This window comes from Sandarakinorhabdus sp. (assembly GCF_031422795.1).
GTDB lineage: Bacteria > Pseudomonadota > Alphaproteobacteria > Sphingomonadales > Sphingomonadaceae > Sandarakinorhabdus.
Genome location: NZ_JANPML010000346.1, coordinates 1 through 2,566 on the forward strand (window position 1 = coordinate 1; position 2,566 = coordinate 2,566).

General features: G+C 65.9%; 2 protein-coding genes. Both read right to left on the reverse strand.

Annotation, left to right across the window (positions count from 1 at the left end):
• On the reverse strand, positions 1-749 hold a 749-nt coding region (gene xth / locus RMO81_RS12200; protein ID WP_310476164.1), incomplete at its 3' end, for an exodeoxyribonuclease III.
• Positions 750-936: 187 nt separating this feature from the next.
• Positions 937-2,520: a cisplatin damage response ATP-dependent DNA ligase gene (locus RMO81_RS12205; RefSeq protein ID WP_310476165.1), complete on the reverse strand. Its 1,584-nt coding sequence runs from the start codon at positions 2,518-2,520 to the stop codon at positions 937-939.
• Between the last annotated feature and the right edge of the window lie 46 nt (positions 2,521-2,566).

Consider the following 2,566-nt stretch of genomic DNA (forward strand, 5'->3'; position numbering starts at 1 on the left):
GCCGGCGCGTGATCGCTGGCCTTTTCCTTGCCGCGCACGTCTTTCATCACGCCGGCATCCTGCAACCGGTCCGCCGCTGCTGGTGACAGCAGCAGATGATCGATGCGGAAGCCATGATCACGCTGCCAGCCGCCGGCCTGATAATCCCAGAAGCTCCAGATGCCGCCGACCGGGTGAAGCTGGCGCACAGCGTCTGTCCAGCCCTGCCACAGCAGTTGCCGCCAGGCCGCGACCGATTGCGGCTGGCGCAGCGCGTCGTCGCGCATCGCCTTGGCGTCCCAGATGTCGTCATCATTCGGGATGACATTGTAATCGCCGGCCAGCACCACAGGCAGGCCGGTTTCCAGCAAGGCGGCGGCATGCAGCCGTAACCGCTCCATCCAGGCCAGCTTGTAATCAAACTTGGGGCCGGGCAGCGGATTGCCGTTCGGCAGATAGATGCTCGCCACGCGCACGCCCATCACATCGGCTTCCAGATAGCGGGATTGTTCGTCGCTCTCGTCACCGGGCAGGCCGCGCTGCACTTCGGTGGCGGGCTCGCGGCTCAGGATGGCGACGCCGTTGAAGCCCTTCTGGCCGTGGACGAGGCAGTGGTAGCCGGCGTCTTTCAGTGCATCGACGGGGAAATTCTCCGTCATCATCTTGATTTCCTGCAGGCAGGCGACGTCGGGCCTGGTCTCCTCCAGCCACTCCAGCAGGCGTGGCAGGCGGGCGTTGGTGCCATTGATGTTGAAGGTCGCGATCAGCATGGTGGAACCTTGCATAAAAAAGCCAGCTCCCTCCCCCTTGTGGGGAGGGTCGACTCGCGCCGCTTGGTGCGAGCGGGGTGGGGGTCTGCCTTCCGTAACCAAAGGCGGGAACCCCCACCCCGCTCGGCTGGAGCCGAGTCGCCCTCCCCTCAAAGGGGGAGGGAGTTTGGGACGGCAGCCTAGGCGTTCACGTCGCCAGCTTCAACAGCGCCGCGATGGTATCGGCCTCTGCCGCCGGTTTGTCGGTGCGGATGCGCGAAATGCGCGGGAAGCGCATGGCGAGGCCAGATTTGTGGCGGCTGGAAGCGTGGATGCTATCGAACGCCACTTCCAGCACCAGGCTTTTTTCCACTTCGCGCACTGGGCCGAATTTCTGCAGCGTGCTGGCCCGCACGAACTTGTCGAGCATCGCCAGTTCGGCATCGGTGAAGCCGGAATAAGCCTTGCCGACGGGCAGCAACTGGCCATCAGGCGTCCAGCAACCAAAGGTGAAATCGCTGTAGAGGCTGGATCGCCTGCCGTGGCCGCGCTGGGCATACATCAGCACGCAATCAGCGGTGAGCGCACTGCGTTTCCATTTGAACCACTGGCCGACTTTGCGCCCCGCCACATAGGGCGCATCGCGGCGTTTCAGCATCAGCCCTTCGATGGCCGCATCGCGGGCCGCATCGCGTAACAGCGCCAGATCGTCCCAACTGGCGGCTTCGACCAACGGTGACAGCTCGAAACGGCTGGGATCAAGGCTGGGCAGCACCGCCTCCAACCGGGCGCGGCGCTGCGCCCACGGCGCGGTCCGCACATCCTCGCCGGCATCCGACAGCAGATCATAAACCCGGATGAAGGCCGGGCGTTCGGCCATCAGCTTGGCCGTGGGTGCCTTGCGGCCCAGCCGCTGCTGCAGCGCGTTGAAGCTGCCCGACGCCGCGATGCCATCCGCCTGCCCCTCGCCGCGCACCAGCAATTCGCCATCGAGCGCCAGCGGCCGATCAAGCGCCAGCGCCACATCGGGGAAACTGCCCGAAATATCATCGCCAGTGCGGCTGAACAGACGGGTCTGGCCGCCGGCATGGACGATCTGCACCCGGATGCCGTCCCACTTCCATTCCGCCACATGCGCCGCCAGATCGAGCGTCACGCCATCATCGAGCGGACTGGCCAGCATGAATGGCCGGAACACCGGCACATCGCCGGCTGTCGGCTGCGGGCCCGCGCCGGTCGCCCAGTCAAACAGCGGTTCGAACGGCGGGGCCAGGCCGTGCCACACTTCCTCGACCGCCTCCACATCAAGGCCAAAGCCCTGGGCAAAACCGGTCTTGGCCAGCCGGGCTGAAACGCCGATCCGCAGGGCGCCGGTGGCCAGCTTGATCAGCGCATACCGGCCCTGCACGTCAAGCCGATCGAGCAAGGCCGCCGCCACGGCCGGCGCGTCCTTGCGCGACAGGCCGGCCAATTGGCCAACAACGGCATCAAGGCTGGGGCTGGGGGGCCGGTCGCCGGGCAGTTCGGGCCACAAGAGCGAGATGGTCTCCGCCATGTCGCCGACGAAATCATGGGACAGGGCAAACAGCGTCGGATCCACGCGGCTGGCGATCAGCGCCTTGAGCATGCTGGGCTGCACCGCCTTCAGATCGAGCGTGCCCGTGAGCGCCGCCAGCGCCCAGCCGCGATCGGGATCGGGCGTCGCCACCAGATAATCCGCGATCAACCGCAGTTTGGCAGTGCGGCTGCGCGTATACAGCAGCGCGTCGAGCAGGCGGGCAAAGCTTTCCATCGGCAATCACCCCATTAGCATGGTCGCAAAAGTTGCGCTAAGGCGC